Source organism: Eikenella sp. HMSC061C02, assembly GCF_001809035.1.
In the GTDB taxonomy this organism is placed as follows: domain Bacteria; phylum Pseudomonadota; class Gammaproteobacteria; order Burkholderiales; family Neisseriaceae; genus Eikenella; species Eikenella corrodens.
Genome location: NZ_KV795536.1, coordinates 120,792 through 137,230 on the forward strand (window position 1 = coordinate 120,792; position 16,439 = coordinate 137,230).

Consider the following 16,439-nt stretch of genomic DNA (forward strand, 5'->3'; position numbering starts at 1 on the left):
TCGCCTTGTCCTGATTTTTGTTAATTCACTATAGTAGCGGTTGGCGGATGATTAAAGGCTACCTGAAAACTATCCGCTACTGTTTTTCAGGTATAGGTGGCTTATCTCAAATCGGCATTTATCGTGAATCAAAATAAGAATGCTGCTGCGGTGGCTCGCTTGGCCGTATATGTATGCAGCCTGCGGCTCGCCGCCTTATTTTAATCCACGCTATCCTTGCCGCCGCTCCTGAAAAAAACGTTGCAGCAGCTGCGCACTTTCCGCTGCCAACACGCCGCCTTGCACGGCGGTGTGCGGGTTGAGCTGTTTGTTGGCAAACAGGTCGAGCATGCTGCCGGCAGCACCGGTTTTTGGCTCGGCAGCCGCGTAAATCAGGCGGCGGATTCTCGATTGCATGATGGCACCGGCGCACATGCTGCACGGCTCGAGGGTAACGTATAAATCGCAGCCGTCCAGCCGGTAGTTGCCCAATCGGCGGCCGGCTTCGGTAAGTGCGGCGATTTCGGCATGGCGGCACACGCTGTGTTCGGCCACGCAGGCATTGGCGCCGCGACCGATGATTTCGCCCCGGCGCACCACCACTGCGCCCACCGGCACTTCGCCTGCGGCCAAGGCCTGCTCGGCCAGTTGCAATGCCTGCTGCATCCAATGTTCGCTTTCTTCCGGTGGCGGGAATAGCGCCACCGGGCGATGGGCACGCAATTTGGCGCGCCACGCGGCCTGCTCGGCTTCGTTCAGGTAGCCTTCCCGCCCTTCGGCCAACAATACCAGCTGCCACAGCGTGGATTCGGTCACGGTGAGGCCGCTGGCTTTGAGCAGCAGGAAAGCGGTGGCGGGCGTGGTGCGGCGCAGCTCGGCGGTGTCGGCTATGCCCAGTTCGAGCAGCGCTTGCCGGGTTTTGGGAGCAAGCGGGGGCGTGGTGAGCGGGATGGCGTGCATAATGGACGGGAATAATGATCGAATGGGCAGCATCATAATTGCGCGGCTACAGTTGAGGCAAGACGGGAGGCTACCTGAAAAGCAGAGATAGGTTTTCAGGTAGCCTTCATTCTCGGCGGCAAGCCTTGCAAGGCCGTTGGCAAATCGGGTAGGATTGGCCGCTTTTCGATGGTCGGCTTTTGCCCGGCATCGCTTTGTTTTTCACGCAAACGGCCCGGCGCCGTTTGGCATAATATGGGCGCTTATGTCTGATTTATTTTACTTTCCCACTTTCGACGAACAGTATCCCAATTTGCGCGAACGGGGCATCCGCAAATATGCGGTGGTGTATCTGCGCGACCAAATCCAACGCCTGCTGGCGCGGCGGCAATGCGAAGAGTTTACCGCCTTCATCAACCAACATCCGATGTGGGCACCGATTTTCCGACACAATCCCTATGCCGCCCGCGCCGTGCTGGATACTTATGCCGACAACCGCTTCGACAGGAACGCGCGATTGCAAGCGGTAATCAACAACTTCACTTTGGCACAAAACAAGCCTTCCGCTGCCAAGTGGCAAGAGTTGGTAACGCAGCGCACCGTCGTGCTCAACCATCCCGCGCCCGAGCTCTCCATCAGTTTGAATATCAACCACAAAGACCCGTTGGAAGGCTTCTTTTTGGTGAGCCTGCAAAGCACCGAGCGCAGCCGCATTTACGATGCCGTGTTCAGCTTTATCGCGCCCAACGGCCTGCTGATTACCTCCATCCAAGGGCCACACAGCAGCGATGCCCCCGAGCTTATCCGCCACACCACCAAGCAGCTGCACGGCGTGCGGCCGATGTTTATGATGGTGAACGTATTTAAGCTGATGGCTGCGGAACTCGGCTGCGAGCTCTACGGCATTCCGCACAAAAGCCAGGCTAAATTCCGCTGGAACGACTCCAGCCGCCTGCTGTTCAACTACGATGCCTTCTGGCAGGAAAACCAAGGCAGCCTCGAGGCCACCGGCTATTGGCGGCTGCCCACTCAAATCGAGCGCACGCCGCTGGAAGAAGTGCAAAGCAAAAAACGCTCTATGTACCGCAAACGCTATGAAATGCTGGATACGCTGGAGCAGGATATCCGCCGCTTCTTTCGTTCGGAAAGTTGATTATTGAGCAGCACAGCGTGCGCATTATGTTTCAGGTAGCCTCCAAACCAGTGAGAGGCTACCTGAAACATATCTGCCACCCCAAAACCAAGCCCTGTCTGTTCAGGTAGCCTGCCTTATTATTGAGAGGCTACCTGAAAAATACAGGGCTTGGCTTTATTGATTTAAACCGTTTTGCCTTTGTATTCGCATAAGTCATACACGATGCATTCGTGGCATTGGGGTTTTTGCGCCTTGCAGGTGTAGCGGCCGTGCAGGATGAGCCAATGGTGGGCGTTGAGCAGGAATTCTTTGGGCACGAAGCGCATGAGTTTGTCTTCTACTTCGCGCACATTTTTGCCGGGGGCAAGATTCATGCGGTTGGCCACGCGGAAAATGTGGGTATCTACAGCCATGGTCGGTTGGCCGAAGGCAGTGTTGAGCACAACATTGGCGGTTTTGCGGCCGACGCCGGGCAGCTCTTCGAGCGCTTCGCGGGTATTCGGCACTTCGCCGCCGTGCTTTTCCAGGAGCAGGCGGCAGGTTTGCATAATGTGTTTAGATTTGGTTTGGTAGAGGCCGATGGTACGGGTATATTCCATCAGTTGGTCTAGACCCAAATCGAGGATGGCTTGCGGAGTGTTGGCCACGGCAAAGAGTTTGGCAGTAGCTTTGTTCACGCCTTTGTCGGTGGCTTGGGCAGAAAGCAGCACGGCGATGAGCAGCTCGAAGGGGCTGTGAAACACCAGCTCGGTGGTGGGGTTGGGGTTGGCGTCGTGCAGGCGCTGGAAGATTTCGCGGCGTTTTTGCGGGTTCATGTTTGACAGGAGGTGTTTGTAACTTACTGGATAAGCTGTAGAAATATTTTCAGGTAGCCTTAATTGAGGCTACCTGAAAACGTTGCAGGTTTGGGCAACGGTTAAGTGCCGCTGCTCACGCGCAGTTTTTGGCCGGGGTGCAGCACGCTGTTGCTCAAGTTGTTGCTGCGCTTGATGTCGGCCACGGAGGTATTGTAGCGGCGGGCGATGGATTGCAGGGTATCGCCGCTGCGCACGGTGTGGGACACGGTTTGCTGGCGGCCGTTTCTGCCATTGCGATCGTTGCCGGCGTGGTTGTTACGCTCGTTGCCGCGTTCGTTGCGGCTGTTAGGTTTGTTGTCAGCATGGCGGTTGGCAGCCTGTTGATTGCTGCTGGTGCTCACATGCAATACTTGGCCGGTGCGGATGTTGTTGCCGCGCAGGTTGTTGGCACGGCTGAGGTCGGCCACGTCTACGTTGTAGCGGCGGGCAATGGAATACAGCGATTCGCCGGACTGCACTTTATGGGTGACTGTTTGCGCACCACGGCGGTTGGCCTGCTGCTCTTGGCGGGCAGCGCGGCGTTGGTTGTTGCCGGTGTTGGCGGCCAGTTGGCCGAAGCCGGCATTATTGGTGCGGCGAGCTTCAGCTTGGGCTTGGCGGCGGGTTTCCTGGGCTTCAGTTTGGGCTAAGGAGGCGCGCACGGCGGCTGCGGCGCTATTGCCATTATCGGCTTCATCGGTATCGACAGGTGTGGTGTCGTTATCCGTGCTGCTGCTATTGGCCAAGGACATCAATGGGTCGGGTTGAAGGTTGCTGTTGTCAGCAAGCTCGGCGGTTTCAGGTAGCCTGTCTGTTGGGGTGTTGATATTGCTGGAAGCAGCAGGTTGCTCTACGGTTTGGGCAGCTGTTTGGGTAATCGTTGGAGCCGAGGCTACCTGAATATCAGGCGAGCTGGTTACACGAGGCGCAGGCTCGGCGGGGCGGGGGCTGTTGGCAGCCAACGCGGCAAAAGCGGCAGGGGCTGGGTTTGTTGTCTGCTGTACGGGCACACGAATGGGCTCAGGCGGGCGAGCCGGTTGGGCTGAGGCTACCTGAACGGGGGCGGGCGGTGTGGCAACAGGCTGGGCAGCAGGTTTGGCAGCAGCCACGGTGCTGGTGCGTTCGGCTACGTTTTGGCTATTGCGGCGGATAAGGTTGCCCAGCGGGTCGTCGCCGGCGGGCTTGTTATCAGCCAGCATCTGTACGCCGCGGCCTAGCTGGCTGTTGTTCAGGCTGTTTTTGGTCACGAGGATAGGCAGACCGGCACGGATGGTATTGCTGCTCAAGCCGTTGGTGCGGCGCAGGTCGGCCACGCTCACGCCGTTGCGGTCGGCGATGTCGCTGAGGGTGGTGGCGCCGTCAGAGCGCAGGATGTCGTAGGAGAGCAGGGATTCTTTGGGCGCATTGCGCAGATTGCGCTCGAAGGCGTTTACCGCGCCTACGGGCAGAAGCAGTTTGCGCTGGCCGTTTTCGGGCATGAATACGGGCACTTTGAAACTGGGGTTGAGCGCTTCAAATTCGGCTTGGCTGATATTGGCCAGGCGGGTGATGGCGTTAATGTCCATCGGGCTGTTGATGCTGATGGCTTCGAAATAGGGCTTGTTTTCGATGTTGGAAAGGTTTAGGCCGAACACTTGCGGGTTGCTCACGAGGTTGCGTACGGCCAGCAGCTTGGGCACATAATTGCGCGTTTCGTTGGGCATATTGAGGTTTTCATACACCGGCTCGAGCCCCTGGCTGCGGGCGCGGTTTACGGCACGGCTTACGTTGCCTTCGCCCCAATTGTAGGCGGCCAATGCGAGCGACCAGTCGCCGAACATATTGTGCAGATATTGCAGATAGTTTAACGCGGCATTGGTGGAAGCATAGATGTCGTGGCGGCCATCGTAAATATTGTTTTGCGTTAGGCCGTAGTGGCGGCCGGTGGCGGGCATAAACTGCCACAAGCCGGAGGCGCCCACGTGGGAGCGGGCTTTGGTCACGAATGCGCTCTCAATAAACGGCAACAGGGCAATTTCGGAAGGCATGTTGCGCTTTTCCACTTCGGAGAGAATGTGGTAAAGATAGGGGCGGCTGCGCTCCACAGTGCGGTTGAAATAGGCGCTGCGGGTGCTGTAGTAGGTTTCGTGGCGGCGCACGATTTCCGGGTTGACTTCGCTCATGCGGAAGTCTTGCCGCATACGCCCCCACAAATTATTGTGGTGGGAGGAGAGATTACGCAGGATGGCAGCGTTGAGATTGGTGATGGAGGCGGCAATCTGCTCCGGCGTATAAGTTTGGGCGAGGGCAGAAGCCGGGATTCCCAGGCTTAAAATGGCCAAGGAAAGAAATTTCAATTTACTCATGGCAGAGGAATGAGTCCGTTGTGGTTAACGTTATGATTGGATAAATTTTTTTGGATATTAAAGGCTGGGCGGAAATGGTGTCAAGCCGCAGCTGGGCGCTTTGCCGATACGGCATGCGCAAAGGTAGAATGATAACACGAGAGTGCGTCCGAACTCTCTTTTCCGGCAGGTTTCTTTACGCTGTGTTTTGCAAAATTTTGTTTGATCGGTATGATGGCTGGCAGAATGAGGAGGTGGCATGATAGAAGAAAACAGGTTGGCCGAATGGCTGGACAACACCGCCACAGGAGGCTACCTGAAAGCAGCGGAGCAGGCGTTCTTTGCCGCGCATACGGCTGATCCATACGGCATCACCGTAGTTGCTTCGCTCTGCTGCTGGGATTGCTGGCCGCAGCAGGTGGTGCGGCTGGGGCGGGGTAGGGCGCAGGCAGATGTGGTGTGCGCACTGCCGCAACTGCCGCTGTTGTCAGGCAGCGTGCAGACTTTGTTGCTACCGCACGGTTTGGAATTATGCGCGCAGCCGGAAGAGTTGCTGCGGGAGTGTTTCCGCGTATTGCTGCCCAATGGCAAGTTGGTGCTCAGCGGGTTTAACCCGTATTCGCTGTGGCGATTCGGGCTACCTGAAAAACAACTCGGCCTGCGCGCCCATGCGCTGCCGTTGCCGAAAGTGAGACGGATGCTGGCTGAGGCCGGTTTCAGGCCGGATACGGGGCGGTTTATGGCCTATGTGCCGCCGTGGGAGAACGAGCGGGCGCTGCAGCGCTGGCACTTTATGGAGCTGGCTGGCAACCGCTGGTGGCCGGCAGCCGCTGCGGCTTATGGTTTGGCGGCAGTGAAAACGGTGTATCCGCTCACCCCGCTGCGCGAAAAGGCCGGCAAACTGCGGGGCGAAGGCTTTTCATTGTTGCCGGGAAATTGCCGCCAGGGGTAGGGCAGAAAATGGTTGTGTTGCCGTGAGGGTTTTAGTATAATCGCGCACCTTACCTCGGAAAGGTGGATGAGTGGTTGAAGTCGCACGCCTGGAAAGCGTGTATACGTGAATAGCGTATCGAGGGTTCGAATCCCTTCCTTTCCGCCAGAATATTTTTGCAGAGCATCGGCTTTGCGAAGCCAAGTCAAAACAGCCGGCTACCCTGCTCGGCTGTTTTTTTGTATCTACCGCAACCGGCACCATCGCCAATACGGCCATATAGCGAAGCAATTATTTTCCCACCAAGCGAGCCAACGCTATAGGAAGAGCTTCAGCTATCAGAGGCTACCTGAAAGGAGAACCCATGCATTTTGATACCGAAATCATCCACAGCAGCTACAACCCTGATGAGCACAACCGCGCCATTATGCCGCCGATTTATCAAAACAGCATGTTCGCCATGCACCAAATCGGCGAAAACATCCCCTACCGCTATTCCCGCCTCGCCAATCCCACGCGCAAAATTTTGGAAGACACCGTGGCCGAATTGGAGCACGGCTGCGCCGGCTTCGCCTTCGGCAGCGGCATGGCCGGCATTGATGCCGTATTCCGCACCGTATTGCGCCCCGGCGACACCATCATCGCCGTAGCCGATATCTACGGCGGCGCCTACGACCTGCTCACCGAAGTATATGCCCAATGGGGCGTAAACGTCGTGTTCGCCGACCTCACGCTACCTGAAAACCTCGATAAGCTCCTGGCCGAACACAAAGTGAAACTCGTGTGGCTGGAAAGCCCCAGCAATCCGCTGCTGCGGCTGGTGGACATCCCTTTGTTGGCGCAAAAAGCCAAAGCTGCCGGCGCGGTGGTGGGCATCGACAACACCTTCGCCACTCCCTATCTGCAAAACCCGCTCGATATGGGCTGCGACATTGTGTTCCATTCCGCCACCAAATACCTCTGCGGCCATTCCGACGTGCTGATGGGCATTGTGGTAGCCAAGGAAGAAGCCTGGGCTCAACGCCTGCAAAGCACCTTGGTGAACACCGGCGGCATTGCCGGGCCGATGGATTGCGCCTTGGTATTACGCGGCATCAAGACCCTCTCTGTGCGCATGAAGCAGCACCTGGCCAACGCTGCCGAGCTCGCCCGCCGCTTGGAACAACATCCCGCCGTGGCTAAAGTGTTCTATCCGGGCCTGTCCAGCCATGAGCACCACGAATTAGCCAAACGCCAAATGCGCGGCTTCGGCGGCGTGGTGTCGGTATATTTGAAGAAAGACGGCCAAGCCGCTGCCGATTCTGTTATCCGCAACCTCAAACTACTGCACATGGCCGCCAGCCTTGGCGGCGTGGAAAGCCTGGTGAACCATTCTTTCAGCCAGTCGCACAGCGGCATGAGCCCTGCGGTAAAAGAAAAACTCGGCATCCGCGAAGGCCTGCTGCGCTTCTCCGTGGGCATTGAGGATATTGAAGACATTTGGCGCGATATCGATACTGCATTGAACACCACGCTGTAACGCGCCTGCCAGAATGGCAAACAGGCTACCTGAAAATTGTGCTGCATGGCATTTCAGGTAGCCTTTTATCTGCCGCCACATTCCCCGAAGCCAGCCCAATCCGCTACAATACGCCCTTTCCCAATAGCGGATTCACTAAAGTTTTACCACGGCGTTGGTTCGCTTGGTATCGAAAGCTTGCTAATCCGCTATCTATCTCATTCTGAAAGCCAACATCATGACCATCAAAACCCGTTTCGCCCCCAGCCCCACCGGCTACCTGCATATCGGCGGCGTGCGCACCGCGCTGTATTCATGGGCATTTGCCAAGCACCACGGCGGCGAATTCCTGCTGCGCATCGAAGACACCGATTTGGAGCGCTCCACCGCCGAATCCGTGCAAATCATTCTCAACGGCATGCAATGGGTAGGCCTGCACGCCGACAATGCCGATAATATCGTTTACCAAACCCAAAACTTCCCGCGCTATAAAGAGTTAATCCAACAACTGCTTAATTCAGGCCATGCCTACCATTGCTATTGCAGCAAAGAAGAATTGGAGCAGATGCGCGAAAAAGCCGAGCGCGAAGGCACGGCCACTTACGACCGCCGCTGGCGGCCGGAAGCCGGCAAAACACTGCCGGAAATTCCCGCAGGGGTAGAGCCAGTTGTCCGCTTCAAAATGCCGACCGACGGCGTTACCCGCTGGAATGATTTGGTAAAAGGCGAAATCAGCATTCCCAATGCCGCGCTCGACGACCTCATCATCGCCCGCGCCGATGGCACGCCCACCTACAACTTCTGCGTGGTGGCCGACGATATGGACATGGGCATCACCCACGTTATCCGTGGCGACGACCATGTGAACAACACGCCGAAACAAATCAACATTTTCAAAGCCCTCGGTGCCACCCCGCCCGAATACGCCCACCTGCCCATGATTCTGAACGAGCAGGGCAAAAAAATCTCAAAACGCAGCGGCGACACCGTAGCAATTACCGAATACGAAGACTTGGGCATTCTGCCCGAGGCTCTGCTCAACTACCTCGCCCGCTTGGGCTGGGCGCACGGCGACGACGAGTTTTTCAATATGGAGCAGTTCGTGCAATGGTTTGAGCTGGAACACGTTTCTTCCTCCGCCAGCCGCATGGATGCAAAAAAACTGTATTGGATCAACGCCGAACACATCAAAGCCACAAGCAACGCCGAACTGGCCAAACTGGTGCTGCCTCGCTTGGAAAAACAAGGTGTTGTGGTTTCAGGTAGCCCCAAACTGGAAGACGTGCTGGCATTGGTGAAAGACCGCGCCCACGATTTAAACGCACTGGCCGCCGAATGCACCTACTTCTACCGCAAAGCCGTGCCGTTGGAAGCCGATGTGGCCAAACATTGGGATAGCGAAGCTCCCGCGCGGATGCAGCGTTTTGCCGAAAAACTGGCCGAGCTGGCAGAACAGGATTGGACGGCAGAAAACATCCACGCCTTATTCCCCACATTCTGCGAAGCCGAAGGCATCAAAATGGGCAAACTCGGTATGCCGCTGCGCCTGGCCGTGTGCGGCACCGCCAAAACACCGAGCGTGGATGCCGTGCTGGCCTTAATCGGCAAAAAAGAAGTGCTGCGCCGTATCCGCGAATCGGCTTAAACCGCGAAAGGCTACCTGAAAGCATCTACCCTGTTTCAGGTAGCCTCCATCACATCATGAATCAACTCATCCTCGATTTTCCCGCTGCCCCGCCGAGTTTCGACACCTTTCTCGGCCAGGGCAACCGCGAGCTGTTACAAGTGTTGCGTGAACAGCACGAGCCTTTTGTGTATGTGTGGGGGCCGGCCGGCGCCGGCAAAAGCCATTTGCTCCAAGCCTGGGCGGCACAGGCCGAAGCGGCCGGATTGAGCGCACGCTACCTGAATGCTGCCAACGAGCCATTGCACGAGATGCCGCCGGCAGGCTGCCATCTCGCCCTCGACCAAATCGACAGCCTCGATGCCGACGGTCAAGCCGAATTGTTTAATTTCTGCAACCACATCCGCCAAAGCCGGCAGGGCGCGCTCCTGATTGGCGCCAGCGTGCCGCCGCCGCGCTTAGCCGTGCGCGAAGACCTGCGCACCCGCATGGGCTACTGCCTGGTGTATGAAATCAAACCGCTCAGCGACGAAGAAAAAATCGCCGCCTTGGTTGAAGCCGCCCGCCGCCGCCAAATCCGCATTTCGCCCGATATTTTCCGCTACCTGCTGCACCACTGGCGGCGCGACATCGGCAGCCTGATGGCCATGCTCGACGCGCTCGACCGCCATGCCCTGGCCAGCCACCGCCCCATCACGCTGCCCCTGCTCAAACAACTGCTGCAACAGGATATTTAAACCAATGAACCTCGCCATCTTCGACCTCGACCACACCCTCATCAACTGCGACTCCAGCAGCGAATGGAGTAATTTCCTGTACGAAAAAGGCATCTTCAGCGATGCCGATATGCAGCGCCATCAAGCGTTCGACCAAGACTACCGCAAAGGCTGCCTCGATCTCGATGCCTATCTCGCCTTCGTCCTGCGCCCGCTGGCCGAATACAGCCGCGCCGAGTTGGACGAAATGCACCGCGAGTTTATGCAGCGCATCCGCCCAAGTATCACCCAAATGGCCAGAATGCTGGTCGATAGCCACCGCGACGCGGGCGACACCCTGCTGTTGATTTCCGCCACCAACGAATTCATCATCACCCCCATCGCCCGCGAATTCGGCATTGAAAACATCATCGGTATCAGCCTTGAAACCGATGATGAAGGCAACTACACCGGCCGCCCGATAGGCACGCCCAGCTTCCAAGAGGGCAAAGTAACCCGCCTGCACCAATGGCTGGCCGAACGCGGCCAAAGCCAGGCCGACTACGAAAAAGTTTATTTCTACAGCGATTCCCGCAACGACCTGCCGCTCTTGGAGCAAGTAAACCAGCCCGTAGCCGTTAATCCCGACCCTGTGCTCACCCTCACCGCCGCACAGCGCGGCTGGCCGATTTTGGATTTTGTGTGATGATGCTAGCGGCTTAGCCGCAGTATGAAAAAAGGCTACCTGAAAATCCAAACCAGGGTTTCAGGTAGCCTTTGATTTGTATCTATTCCAAACGGCTAATCCACTTCCCGCTCGTGCGGCAGGCGGCCGGCCCAATCGCAGGCGAACTGGTAGGCGGTGCGGCCGGAGCGGCTGCCGCGCATCTGTGCCCATTGGAGGGCGGCGCGGCGGGCGGTGTCGTCCAGCGGCAGGCCGGCATCGGCCAGCCAGCTTTCGGCAGCGGCAAGATAGTCTTCTTGGCTGAAGGGATAGAAGCTGAGCCAAAGGCCGAAGCGGTCGGAGAGGGAGACTTTTTCTTCCACGGCTTCCTGCTGGTGCACTTCGCCGCGCTCGCCGGTGCGGGCGAGGTTGTCGGTCATGTGTTCGGGCATGAGGTGGCGGCGGTTGGAGGTGGCATACACCAGCACGTTGTCGGCGCGGCGGGAGAGGCCGCCGTCCAGCGCGGTTTTAAGGGCTTTGTAGCTGTCTTCGCCGTCTTCAAAGGAGAGGTCGTCGCAGAAAACGATGAATTTTTCGCTGCGCGGGGCGAGCAAATCGAGCAGGGCGGGCAGGCCGGCCAGGTCGTGTTTGTCTACTTCAATCAGGCGCAGGCCGCGCTCGGCGTATTCGTGCAGCAGGGCTTTAATCAGCGAGGATTTGCCTGTGCCGCGCGCGCCGGTAAGCAGGGCATTGTTGGCCGAGCGGCCGGCGAGGAATTGCTCGGTGTTGCGCACCAGGCGCTGGGTTTGCGGGCTGATGGCACACAGGCGGGCGAGGGGAAAAGTGTGCGGGCGGGGCAGGGCGGTGAGCAAGCCGCCGTTGCCATGTTTCTGCCAGCGGAAGGCGATGGCTTGCCAATCGGGTTCGCGCTGTTCGGGCGGCAGGATTTGGTCGAGGCGGCGCAGCACGGAGGCAGCCTGGGTGAGGAAGGGTTTGAGTTTCATGGCGCGGTTGGATGGCTGGTTATCAAAGGAGAGAAGGCTACCTGAAAATGGCGGCACGGCACAAGGGGCAGGGCGGCGATAGCTGGTTGCTATGGCAATGGAAATTGTCATTTGCCCGCTCTGGCAGTATCATTGCCCATTTTTCAGGAAAGCCGCCATGAGCACCGCATTGATTCAAGACTACCTGCGCACCCAAGGCCTGAAACTGCCGGCAGAGGCGGTGCAGATCGCCATGCTCACTGCCAGTAGCGTGATGGCGGCGGGCAGGGCGGAGATTGAGCCGGAAATCCTGTGGTATCGCAGTGCGGACGGCGTATTGGAGCAGCATCTGCCGCGCAACGAAGCGCACCACGCCCGGTTGCGCCAAATCTTTATGGCGCTTGATTCCGCCTATACCGCTAGCCCCTGCCGCAGCGCCGCCGTGTATCTGCTGCACACACCAGTTAGCCTGCTGCACCTGGTGGCGCAAGGCGAGCCGTTGGAAAAGCTGCTTGCCGTAGAGCAAGACTTAGAAGCCGCGCACACCGCCCACCTGGCCACGCGCAGCGCGCAAACCGGCTGGCTGAACCAAATAGACGACGTTGCCCAATGGCTGCAAAACGGCGACCTCGCCGGTAGCCGCCACCGCCCCGGCAGCCAGCTGGCCGTACCGGTATGCGCCGAAAACGGCCGCGTGCTCGGCGTGGTGTATCTCGAACATGGCCACACCGCTGCCTTCGATGAAGCCGCCCAAAGCATCTGGGTCGGCCTGGCTCTTGCCTTGACCGAACCGCTCGCCGATTTGTTGCAGCCGGAAGACGCCGTCGAATAAAGGCTACCTGAAAGTTAAAAACAAGCACTCCACACACCAAACAAGCACCATGACCCCGCTAAAATTCATCGCCTCCTGCCGCCTGCCCACCGAATACGGCATCTTTACCATGCACGGCTTCGAAGAGCCAAGCGGCCAAGAACACATCGCCCTGAGCATGGGCAATATCGCCAACGGCGAGCCCGTGCTCTCCCGCATCCACTCCGAATGCCTCACCGGCGACGCCCTGTTTTCGCAAAAATGCGACTGCGGCCCCCAGCTACAAGCCGCCATGCAGGCCGTGCAGCGCGAAGGGCGCGGCGTGATTGTGTATCTGCGCCAAGAAGGACGCGGCATCGGCCTCATCAATAAAATCCGCGCCTACGCGCTGCAAGACCAAGGCCTCGATACCGTAGAAGCCAACCTCGCCCTCGGCCTGCCCGTAGACGCCCGCGATTTCAGCCTGGCTCAAGCCATCTACCAACACCTCGGCGTTCACTCCATCCGCCTGCTTACCAATAATCCCGATAAAATCAGCAAGATGGAGAAAAGCGGCATTAAAATCACCGAACGCGTGCCACTTTTGGTGGGACAAAACAGCGAGAACACAGGCTACCTGAAAACCAAAGCCGCCAAACTCGGCCATTTGATCGACAATTAATTTTTCAGGTAGCCTCCCGCTCCAAGACTACCTGAAACCTAAAATCCACCCAACAAAGGCAACTTCCATGACCCTCCGCATCGGACAAGGCTACGACGTCCACCAGCTCGTGCCCGGCCGCCCGCTCATCCTCGGCGGCGTAACCATCCCCTTTGAAAAAGGCCTGCTCGGCCACTCCGACGCCGACGCTCTGCTGCACGCCATCACCGATGCCCTGCTCGGCGCCGCCGCCTTGGGCGATATCGGCACCCACTTCCCCGACACCGCCGCCGAACATAAAGACGCCGACAGCCGTGCCCTGCTGCGCCAAGCCTACACCGTGGTGCAGGCTCAAGGCTGGCGTGTAGTGAACGTGGACAGCACCATTATTGCCCAGCAGCCCAAACTGCTCCCCCATATCGACGCCATGCGCGCCAACATCGCTGCCGACTTGGGGCTGGCTGAGAACTGCGTCAATATCAAAGGCAAAACCAACGAAAAACTCGGCTACCTCGGCCGCATGGAAGGCATCGAAGCCCAAGCCGTGGTGCTGCTGGAAAAGGCTGGCGGATAAACCCCGAATTCCGCGTATAAAAACGAAAAACGAGCGGGAGGGACGCGGATTTGCCAAGCCGCCCGTTTTTCAGGTAGCCTCAAGCCCCATCAGGCTACCTGAAACCGGATTTGCCCCTTCTTTCCTTTTCAGGTAGCCTCTCTGCCACCAGCCGGAAAGGCCGCACGATGAAATTCACCAACCTCCACCAAAACTTCATCCTCCTCGCCCCGCTTAGCATCAAGCAACACCTTGAAAACCGTGCCTTCTGGCCCGCCTTCATCAACGAAATCAACCCCTTCGCAGGTAAAATCAAAGGCATACCGCGCATCGGTGCCAGCCAATATGACAGCAACGGGGAAGTCAAACTCGGCCGCCTATCGTGGCGCGCGGAAAAATTGCAGAAACTTGCCGATAACTACTATCTCAGCACCCATCCGGAAGCCTTTGACTTTCCCTACTTCTTTGCCAATTTCCCTAGCCCCGTTACCTGTTCCAAGCAAGACACCACGCCGGCGCTTACTCTGACGCTGGATGACGCCACCTCCGGCGGCCTGCCGCAGAGCGGCCTGCTGCTCAGCTTCCGCCAAGATTATTTCGACGAACTGGGCGAAACTGTTGTGCACGAATTACTCAACGGCCTCAGCGCGCTGCTGCAAGCCGGTTTGCGCCTGCGGAAACAAACACAATACGCCTACCCCTACAAGGATAGCCTTTCCGACGTATGGCAAGACTGCATCATGGATTTATTCCCCACCCATGCCGCCGAGCTTACGAAAAAAGGCTGGGAAATTAAAAAAGATTTTGCCGGCTGGGCAAAGTTCTAAACCCCGTCCGCCAAAGCAAAAGGGCAGGGTGGCCTGCATACCCAAACTCCCGCCCGCATAGTAGAATAAGGCTACCTGAAACGAAGCCAAGCCCACCAATCACGCTAACAGGAGAACACTATGTCCGCCCAAGACCAACTCAAACGCACCGCCGCCCAAAAAGCCCTCGAATTCGTGCCCGAAAATGCCTACATCGGCATCGGCACCGGCAGCACCGTAAACTTTTTCATCGAAGAGCTGGCCAATAGCGGCATCCGCATCAAAGGTGCCGTTTCCACCTCCAAAGCTACCAGCGAACTTTTGAAACAACACGGCATCCCCGAAGTGCCGCTCACCGAGGCGGACGAGCTGCCCGTGTATATCGACGGCGCCGACGAAGTCAACCACAGCCTGCAAATGATTAAAGGCGGCGGCGGCGCGCTGTTGGCCGAAAAAATCGTGGCCAGCGCCGCCGAAAAATTCGTCTGCATCGTAGACGAGAGCAAATACGTTTCCAGGCTGGGCAAATTCCCGCTGCCGATCGAAATCATCCCCGCCGCCCGCTCGCTGGTGTCGCGCCAGCTGCTCAAATACGGCGGCAGCCCGCAGCTGCGCTTGAATTTCACCACCGACAGCGGCCATAAAATCATCGATGTGCACAATATGCCGATCAACGAGCCGCTCAAACTGGAAGACGAACTCAACCGCATCCCCGGTATCGTGGAAAACGGCCTGTTTGCCCGCCATCCTGCCCACGTGCTGATTATTGGCCGGGCAGAAGGCGCAGAAGTGATCAAAATCGGCAGCTGATTGCAGCCGTTTGGCCGGGCAGGGCGGCAGGCTACCTGAAAATGGCAGCCTGCAATGGGGAGCGCAAACTTGCCCCAGGCTTGTGTATAAATGCCAGAGCTCTCCTGGATATTTTCATATTTCAGGTAGCCTCAAGCAGCATTTATCAGGCTACCTGAAAACATCAAACCAATTGAAAATACGCAATCTTTACGCAGGAAGACAAGTTTCTGCATATCCAATCACCAGCTCAATCATCAGAAAGGGAACGCATGAAACTGCAAGATAGAGTCATCCTGATTACCGGCGCATCACAAGGCCTCGGTGCCGAAGTCGCCCGCGCCTGTGCCGAAGCCGGCGCCACCGTAGTGTTGGTGGGAAGACATCAGAAAAAGCTGGAAAAAGTGTACGACGCCATCGTTTCCGCCGGCTGCCCCGAGCCCTTTGCCGTGGTGTTCGACCTGATGGCCGCTGAAGAACAGGAATACGAACGCCTGGCCAAAGCCGTAGCCGAAGCCACCGGTGGCCGTCTCAACGGCATCATTCATAGTGCCGCCTATTTTTATGCACTCTCGCCGCTCGAATTCCAAACCGTGGCTGAGTGGGTAAACCAATACCGCATCAACACCGTCGCCCCCATGGCGCTCACCCGTGCCTGTTTGCCTATGCTGCAGGCTGCCTCCGACGCTTCGGTGGCCTTTATCGGCGAGAGTCATGGCGAAACTCCGCAAGCCTACTGGGGCGGCTTCGGCGCCTCTAAAGCCGCTTTGAACTATTTGTGCAAAGTTGCCGCCGATGAATGGGCACGTTTCCCCAATCTGCGTGCCAACGTGCTCGTTCCTGGTCCCGTTAATTCCCCGCAACGCATGAAAACCCATCCTGGCGAATCTCGCAGCGAACGCCGCGAATTAAGCGAACTTGCCCCTGAGTTTGTGTATTGGATGAGCGAGGAAAGCAAAGGCCGCAGTGGCGAGATTGTATATCTATAAGCAGTTTAAATTTGTGTAGCAGATTTTCAGGTAGCCTGATTGCATGTGAAAAGGCTACCTGAAAATTTATGTTTCTAATGCAGATAACAACTACAGATTGAACACTCTAGTTATATACAACAAAAATATTTCGCTGCCTTGCAGATTGTTTCAAATCAGCGAATGTATACTTAATTAGCCTGCATAAAATGAACAATACTAAAGTTCGCATAATGTACAGTTTCGGTAGTTTAGACATTTGCT

General features: G+C 57.3%; 16 protein-coding genes and 1 tRNA gene. 13 read left to right on the top strand and 4 right to left on the bottom strand.

Translation table 11 applies throughout. The annotated features are described in order from the left end of the window. Positions 1 to 210: 210 nt before the first annotated feature. On the bottom strand, positions 211 to 975 hold the full coding sequence (gene tadA, locus HMPREF2541_RS03315) for a tRNA adenosine(34) deaminase TadA (protein ID WP_083296760.1): 765 nt from the start codon (positions 973 to 975) through the stop codon (positions 211 to 213). Between the two features lie 208 nt (positions 976 to 1,183). On the opposite strand from tadA, the gene HMPREF2541_RS03320 reads away from it, so the two are divergent. Continuing rightward, on the top strand, positions 1,184 to 2,071 hold the full coding sequence (locus tag HMPREF2541_RS03320) for a VirK/YbjX family protein (RefSeq protein ID WP_070541702.1): 888 nt from the start codon (positions 1,184 to 1,186) through the stop codon (positions 2,069 to 2,071). Between the two features lie 164 nt (positions 2,072 to 2,235). On the opposite strand, the gene nth is transcribed toward HMPREF2541_RS03320, so the two are convergent. Further along, a complete protein-coding gene (gene nth, locus HMPREF2541_RS03325; RefSeq protein ID WP_003822717.1) occupies positions 2,236 to 2,868 on the bottom strand; it encodes an endonuclease III in 633 nt (210 codons plus the stop codon). Positions 2,869 to 2,969: 101 nt separating this feature from the next. After that, entirely contained in the window at positions 2,970 to 5,234 is a 2,265-nt protein-coding gene (locus tag HMPREF2541_RS03330) for a LysM peptidoglycan-binding domain-containing protein (RefSeq protein ID WP_070541706.1), read from the bottom strand. A 238-nt stretch (positions 5,235 to 5,472) separates the two neighbouring features. Here HMPREF2541_RS03330 and HMPREF2541_RS03335 point away from each other — a divergent pair, with 238 nt between their 5' ends. The 6 genes from HMPREF2541_RS03335 (at position 5,473) to HMPREF2541_RS03360 (ending at position 10,667) form a co-directional block, all read left to right on the top strand. Beyond that, positions 5,473 to 6,165, top strand: coding sequence for a class I SAM-dependent methyltransferase (locus tag HMPREF2541_RS03335; protein ID WP_003822715.1), 693 nt, complete (start codon positions 5,473 to 5,475; stop codon positions 6,163 to 6,165). 56 nt (positions 6,166 to 6,221) lie between these two features. Continuing rightward, positions 6,222 to 6,312: transfer RNA gene (locus HMPREF2541_RS03340), tRNA-Ser, on the top strand. Positions 6,313 to 6,508: 196 nt separating this feature from the next. Next, positions 6,509 to 7,663 (top strand): trans-sulfuration enzyme family protein, encoded by a 1,155-nt coding sequence (locus tag HMPREF2541_RS03345; RefSeq protein WP_003822713.1) that lies wholly within the window; start codon positions 6,509 to 6,511, stop codon positions 7,661 to 7,663. A 217-nt stretch (positions 7,664 to 7,880) separates the two neighbouring features. Further along, on the top strand, positions 7,881 to 9,287 hold the full coding sequence (gene gltX / locus HMPREF2541_RS03350; RefSeq protein ID WP_070541709.1) for a glutamate--tRNA ligase: 1,407 nt from the start codon (positions 7,881 to 7,883) through the stop codon (positions 9,285 to 9,287). 56 nt (positions 9,288 to 9,343) lie between these two features. Next, positions 9,344 to 10,003, top strand: coding sequence for a DnaA regulatory inactivator Hda (hda, locus tag HMPREF2541_RS03355; protein ID WP_003822709.1), 660 nt, complete (start codon positions 9,344 to 9,346; stop codon positions 10,001 to 10,003). Between the two features lie 4 nt (positions 10,004 to 10,007). Continuing rightward, positions 10,008 to 10,667 carry an HAD family hydrolase gene (locus tag HMPREF2541_RS03360; RefSeq protein WP_003822708.1) on the top strand — a complete coding sequence of 220 codons (660 nt, stop codon included), beginning with the start codon at positions 10,008 to 10,010 and terminating at the stop codon, positions 10,665 to 10,667. Positions 10,668 to 10,762: 95 nt separating this feature from the next. Here HMPREF2541_RS03360 and HMPREF2541_RS03365 read toward each other — a convergent pair whose 3' ends face one another. Then, the gene (locus HMPREF2541_RS03365; protein WP_070541712.1) at positions 10,763 to 11,629 is read right to left on the bottom strand and encodes an ATP-binding protein; all 867 of its coding nucleotides are present in this window, start codon (positions 11,627 to 11,629) and stop codon (positions 10,763 to 10,765) included. 157 nt (positions 11,630 to 11,786) lie between these two features. Here HMPREF2541_RS03365 and HMPREF2541_RS03370 point away from each other — a divergent pair, with 157 nt between their 5' ends. From HMPREF2541_RS03370 to HMPREF2541_RS03395, 6 genes are all read left to right on the top strand, one after another. Beyond that, positions 11,787 to 12,440, top strand: coding sequence for a GAF domain-containing protein (locus HMPREF2541_RS03370; RefSeq protein WP_035580068.1), 654 nt, complete (start codon positions 11,787 to 11,789; stop codon positions 12,438 to 12,440). Between the two features lie 49 nt (positions 12,441 to 12,489). Further along, complete coding sequence (gene ribA, locus HMPREF2541_RS03375) at positions 12,490 to 13,080, top strand: GTP cyclohydrolase II (protein WP_003822705.1); 591 nt, start codon at positions 12,490 to 12,492, stop codon at positions 13,078 to 13,080. 67 nt (positions 13,081 to 13,147) lie between these two features. Then, complete coding sequence (gene ispF / locus HMPREF2541_RS03380) at positions 13,148 to 13,633, top strand: 2-C-methyl-D-erythritol 2,4-cyclodiphosphate synthase (protein WP_003822703.1); 486 nt, start codon at positions 13,148 to 13,150, stop codon at positions 13,631 to 13,633. A gap of 110 nt (positions 13,634 to 13,743) precedes the next feature. Next, a complete protein-coding gene (locus tag HMPREF2541_RS03385; protein ID WP_141744189.1) occupies positions 13,744 to 14,439 on the top strand; it encodes a hypothetical protein in 696 nt (231 codons plus the stop codon). A gap of 120 nt (positions 14,440 to 14,559) precedes the next feature. Next, positions 14,560 to 15,228 carry a ribose-5-phosphate isomerase RpiA gene (gene rpiA / locus HMPREF2541_RS03390; RefSeq protein ID WP_003822701.1) on the top strand — a complete coding sequence of 223 codons (669 nt, stop codon included), beginning with the start codon at positions 14,560 to 14,562 and terminating at the stop codon, positions 15,226 to 15,228. A 251-nt stretch (positions 15,229 to 15,479) separates the two neighbouring features. After that, the gene (locus HMPREF2541_RS03395; RefSeq protein ID WP_070541718.1) at positions 15,480 to 16,196 is read left to right on the top strand and encodes an SDR family oxidoreductase; all 717 of its coding nucleotides are present in this window, start codon (positions 15,480 to 15,482) and stop codon (positions 16,194 to 16,196) included. Positions 16,197 to 16,439: the final 243 nt, after the last annotated feature.